The sequence below is a fragment of the Nitratidesulfovibrio liaohensis genome (genome assembly GCF_011682075.1).
GTDB classification, from domain to species: Bacteria; Desulfobacterota; Desulfovibrionia; order Desulfovibrionales; family Desulfovibrionaceae; genus Cupidesulfovibrio; species Cupidesulfovibrio liaohensis.
Genome location: NZ_VSMK01000180.1, coordinates 1 through 5,187 on the forward strand (window position 1 = coordinate 1; position 5,187 = coordinate 5,187).

Below are 5,187 nucleotides of genomic sequence, written 5' to 3' on the forward strand. Positions count from 1 at the left end.
ACCTGATGCAGCGCCACGCCGATATCGACATCGTGGCCGACAACGCCCGCGACTGACCGTCCCGGCCGTCCGCCGCCGCCCGCTCGCTCCCCCCGCCACGGAACGTCGCCGCTTGCCCGCCGCCATGGCTCGGGCTTCTTTCGGCGCAGCCTTTTTGCATGGCGGCCCGAGATGGCCCGCCACGGCTTTCGATCCGGCCCCGGCGCCACTCAGGTCCTGCCGAGGTTCTGCTCAAGTTTCACCCAAGTTCCGCTCCAATCCGGCCCAATCCGGCCCAATCCGCATCAGTTCGGCCCAGCCGCCCGCGCCATCTGTCATGAGCGCATGAGGCATGACCGCATGCGCGCCCCGTGCCTGCGCCGTGTCGGCACGGACAGGCGCGACAATGCCGCCCGCTTGCCGCATCCCCGGCCCCAGGCCATCCTCAAGCGGTCACAAACCTCGACTCGCGCACCATCGCCCTGTGCCACAAGGCGGCATCGCCACCGGGACGTCACTCCACCGCCGTGCTGCGGGCATTTTTTTGTGGATAATTTCCCCGCTGCTTGGCAATCTGTAATGCAACATATCGCAACCCCATCAGTACAAGCCAGAGGAAACAGCCGTCCCATGTACCACAGGCCTGCCCGTATTCTGACCATCGACGACGATGTCAACGTTCGCTCGAATCTGGTCGCCTATCTTGAGGACAGCGGCTTTGACGTGATCGAGGCGGAAAACGGCCGTCGAGGACTTGAGGTGTTCGCCGAAAAGTCGCCCGACCTCGTACTGGTGGACCTGCGCATGCCCGTCATGGGGGGCATGGAGGTGCTGGAACGCCTGCGCGAGGACGCCCCCGAGGTGCCCGTCATCGTGGTGTCGGGCGTGGGGGTGCTGGAAGAGGCGGTGGAGGCGTTGCGCCACGGCGCGTGGGACTACGTGACCAAGCCGGTCACCGACATGCGCGTGCTGGAGCACGCCGTGAACAAGGCGTTGGAACGCGCCCGCCTGCTGGAGGAGCGCAAGCGCTACCGCGAGCACCTCGAGCAGGAGGTGCAGGAGCGCACCCGCGAACTGCGAGAAACCAACGAACGCCTGGTGGAATACCAGGCCCTGTTGCAGGAGAAGAACCAGTTCCTGGAGGCCCTGGTGGAGGGCATGCCCAACCCGGTGTTCTACAAGACGCTGGAAGGCACCTACATCGGCTGCGACCGCGCCTTCAGCCGTCTGATCGGCCGTGCCCAGGAATATGTCGTGGGGCGTTCGGTGCACGAGATACTGCCGCAGGAGCTGGCCTGCCGCGTCGGGGAATCCGGGGGTCGGCTGGGTGCCGCGGACGATGACGGCGCGGGCTACTCGTGCATGATCGACATGCGCGACGCCGCTGGCGAGGACAGGGTGCTGGTGCTGTACAAAAGCTACTTCCGTGACCGCACCGGCCAGCGGGCGGGCGAGGTGGGCACCTTCCTTGATGTCAGCGAACTGAAGCGCAAGGAAGCGCAGATCGTCCACCAGGCCACTCACGACGAATTGACCGGCCTGCCCAACCGCATGGGGCTGCGCCAGCGCATGGAGGACCACGCCCTCAGGGGTGGGCCGGACGCGCGGCTGGCGGTGCTGTACCTGGACATGGACAATTTCAAGACCGTCAACGACAGCCTGGGCCATGCCGTGGGCGACGAACTGCTGCGCGCAGTGGCGGGCCGCCTGGTGGGCATGGCCCCCCGGCGTGACATGGTGGCGCGCCTTGGCGGTGACGAGTTCGTGATGCTGCTGCCGCTGTCCCAGACCGGCATGGGCGAAGGCGAGGACGAGGTGGCCGAGGCGGAATCGACCCGCATTCAGGAAGCGTTCACCCGTCCCTTCAACGCCGCCGACCACGAACTGTACGTGATGCCGTCCATCGGCATCAGTGTTTCGCCCGACGACGGGCGCGACCCGGCCACCCTGCTGAAGAACGCGGAAATCGCCATGTACCGTGCCAAGGAACAGGGCGGCGCGCGTTTTCGCCGTTTCACCCAGGCCATGAACGACGACGTGACCCGGCGCCTGGCCATCGAAAAGAGCATCCGCAAGGGGCTGGAGAACGACGAATTCGTGGTGTTCTACCAGCCGCGCGTGGACATCATCACCGGGCAGGTCACCGGCATGGAGGCCCTGGTGCGCTGGGCCCGGCCCGATGGCACCCTGGTGCCGCCGCTGGAGTTCATTCCCGTGGCCGAAGATACCGGTCTTGTGGTGGCACTGGGCGAACGGGTGCTGCGCGACGCGTGCATCCAGACCCGCCGTTGGACCGACGAGCTTGGTCCGCTACGCATAGCCGTGAACATCTCGGCACGGCAGTTCCAGCCGGACCTGCTGGACCGGGTGCAGGCGGCCCTGGCCGAATCGGGCCTGCCGCCCTCGCAGTTGGAACTGGAAATCACCGAAACCACCATGATGCGCGACCTGCCCACCTCGGTGGCCATTCTGGAGCGGCTGGCGGCACAGGGCATTTCCATCGCCATCGACGACTTCGGCACCGGCCATTCCTCGCTGTACTACCTGAAGAATTTCCCCATCGACACCATCAAGATCGACCGATCGTTCGTGCGTGACGTGCCCGGCGACGAGGGCGACGCCACCATCGTCTCCACCATCGTCACCATGGGGCGCAACCTGTCGCTGAACGTGGTGGCCGAAGGGGTGGAAACCGACGACCAGCTCGACTTCCTGCGCGCGCATGGCTGTCGCGAGGTGCAGGGCTACTACTACAGCAAGCCCCTGCCCGCGGACGGGTTCGCGGACTGGATGCGAGCGGCCCTGTCCGCAGGGACCGCAGGATCCGCGAGCAGCCGGAAGTAGGGGGTAGTAGCGAGCGGCACTGCCCGCAAGGGCCGCGAGCGGCCGAAAATAAGGAAGGTAGGGCGCGCCAATGCCGTGATATCCGCGAGCAGCGGAAAGCAGAGGGGGAGCGAGCGGCCCCGGCAGCAGGAGCGGCGCCAACAGGACGACAAACGGGGGCCGGATGCATCATGCATCCGGCCCCCGATTCATTCGTATCCGGTGCCGTTGTCGACAGCCGCTACACTTGCCCGCGCCCCAGACTGAGGGTCAACGGCGTGGAGCGCGTGGCCTGCCTGTATCCGGTAAGGCGCTGCGATTCGCGGCGGGTCTGCTGCAACTGGTTGCGGATGTTGTCATGCAGCCTGCGGGCCTCTTCGGTCAGGCGGCCTTGCAGGCACTGCAAACGCAGCAGCTTGTCGCGCAGATCGTTCAATGCTGCCGGGTCGCGGCGGCTCCAGGCCATTTCCACCAGTTCCGCCCGCTCGCGCGAGGCGGATTCCGCGGCCTCCACGTCGCCGGCGGCAAGGGCCCCCAGTTCGCGCTCGCCCAGTTGCAGGGCCATGTCGAGCAGGGAAAGGCTGTCGGGCATGGCTGCTACCCCTTGCTGGCCTGCCGGATGTCCTCGCGCAGGGCCTGAATGACCTTCTTCCAGTTTTCGCAGGCGGGCAGGAATTCGTATTCCAGCAGGTCGGCCAGCAGGATCCAGTCCTCGTTTTCGAGCACTTCGGTCATTTCACCCAGCAGGTCGGAAAAACGTTCCACGTTGTCGCTGAAATCCTTGGTGGTGCGCAGCGAGAATTCGTTGCGCAGCACGCCGATCATGCCCATGAAGTCGCGGGTCACTTCCAGCAGGTCCTGGAACATGTCCAGTGCCTCGGCGTCGTCGGCCTGGCGGAACAGCCCGGCCACCTGGCGGGCGCCGTCGGTCATCACCTGCACCACCTTGTACAGTTCGCGGGTGATGTTCACGGCCATTTCGCCCACGGGCATGCTGCGGATCTCGACGGAGCGGATGTCGCGCTGCTCGATGTCCTCTGCCTGATGGGGGTAGATTTCCGAAAACGCCTCGTCGTTGACGAGCACGTCGGTCACCACGCGGTTCTCGAGGTAGCTGCCCTCCATCACCTTGACGAGGATTTCTTCGAGATTCGCGAAGTTTTCCAGCTTGATATCGGCCTGGCGGCCATCAATAACGATCATGGGGTCTCCCTCCTGCATCCCGGCACCGGGAAAATTTGTCACGTCCGCCTGCTGTGAAGCAAGAAACGGACCATGATGCAGGAATGCAGGCAGGCCGCGCGCCCGGAAGAGTGCGGTTCCTTGCCGCTCCACGCGGCGAATGGAAAGGGAAACTCAGGCCGACGGGGAAAGATGGTCCAGCCAGACCCGCACCAGCGCGCGATAGGCCGCAGCCAGAACCAGCACGGAATCCAGCGAGCCGCCCGCCCCCTGTGATTCGCACAGCCACAGGTGCCCCAGCACGTTGAACAGCGCACTGTTGTCCCACAAGGCTTGCACGCGGCTTACGGTGCCCAGGAAACGCGACTTGGCCATGTCCGAGGGGCGTACCCTGAGCAGGGCGCCCTGTTCGCCCATGAGGTGCAGCAGGGCGTCGGCCTGGCGCAATTCGTCCGCTGCGCGGGTGCGCAGGGCCTCGGAAAGCGCGCAGGGGCCATGCGGGGGCTGAATGGGTTGGGCGGGCCGGGCAACGGACGGCTCGGCGGCCTGCGTCCGGGGCAGGTCAAGAAACTGACGATGGAAATGGCGTTGCAGGCGTATCCAGCGGGTGCGGTCTTCCGATTCGTGGCCGGACAGCGAGACAAGGTCCATGAACCCGCGCCCGGGCATGACCATGGCCGGGGCGTCTGCGGTTACGGGTTCCGCATTCGCCTCGCGCAGAGTGCGCCATACCCGCGCCTCGCGGTGGGCATCCGGAGTTGCGCCCGCTGTGGCATCGGACTGCGGCCACTGGCCGGTGGTCAGGTAGGCACGGGCCAGTCCGAATACGGTGTCGGCGGAAATGACGCGGCGACAGCGCTCGTCGTGCGGGCAGGGCGTGCCGAACGGGCAGGGATGGCAGTCAAGCGCGGGTTCCAGGCAGCAGCTGTCCTGACGGTAGGGGCCGGTGTCCCACGGCTGGGCCGTGGCCAGAAATATGGCCAGCACCGGCACGTCCAGCCCGGCGGCCAGATGCATGGTGCCGGTGTCGTTGGTGACCAGCATGCGCATGTGGCGCAGGGTGGCGGCCAGCTGCGGCAGGCTGGTGGCGCCTATCAGGTCGATGCAGGGCACCGGCCCGGTTGCCCCGGCCTCGCCACCAGTTCCGCCAGTCTCGGCCTCTTCCGCCAGCGCCGCGCGCAGCCGCTCGCCCAGCTTGCGCTC

The 5,187-nt window shown here is 66.3% G+C and carries 4 protein-coding genes; 1 reads left to right on the forward strand and 3 read right to left on the reverse strand.

Translation table 11 applies throughout. The annotated features are described in order from the left end of the window. Positions 1-609 precede the first annotated feature (609 nt). Positions 610-2,823: an EAL domain-containing response regulator gene (locus tag FVW27_RS07330; protein WP_167123977.1), complete on the forward strand. Its 2,214-nt coding sequence runs from the start codon at positions 610-612 to the stop codon at positions 2,821-2,823. Between the two features lie 220 nt (positions 2,824-3,043). Here the strand turns inward: FVW27_RS07330 and FVW27_RS07335 are convergent, their stop codons facing one another. The 3 genes from FVW27_RS07335 to FVW27_RS07345 form a co-directional block, all read right to left on the reverse strand. Beyond that, positions 3,044-3,394: a hypothetical protein gene (locus FVW27_RS07335; RefSeq protein ID WP_167123979.1), complete on the reverse strand. Its 351-nt coding sequence runs from the start codon at positions 3,392-3,394 to the stop codon at positions 3,044-3,046. Positions 3,395-3,399: 5 nt separating this feature from the next. Then, entirely contained in the window at positions 3,400-4,005 is a 606-nt protein-coding gene (locus FVW27_RS07340; RefSeq protein WP_167123981.1) for a DUF8043 domain-containing protein, read from the reverse strand. A 153-nt stretch (positions 4,006-4,158) separates the two neighbouring features. Further along, a partial coding sequence (locus tag FVW27_RS07345) for a glycosyltransferase family 9 protein (protein WP_167123983.1) occupies positions 4,159-5,187 on the reverse strand: 1,029 nt, incomplete at its 5' end.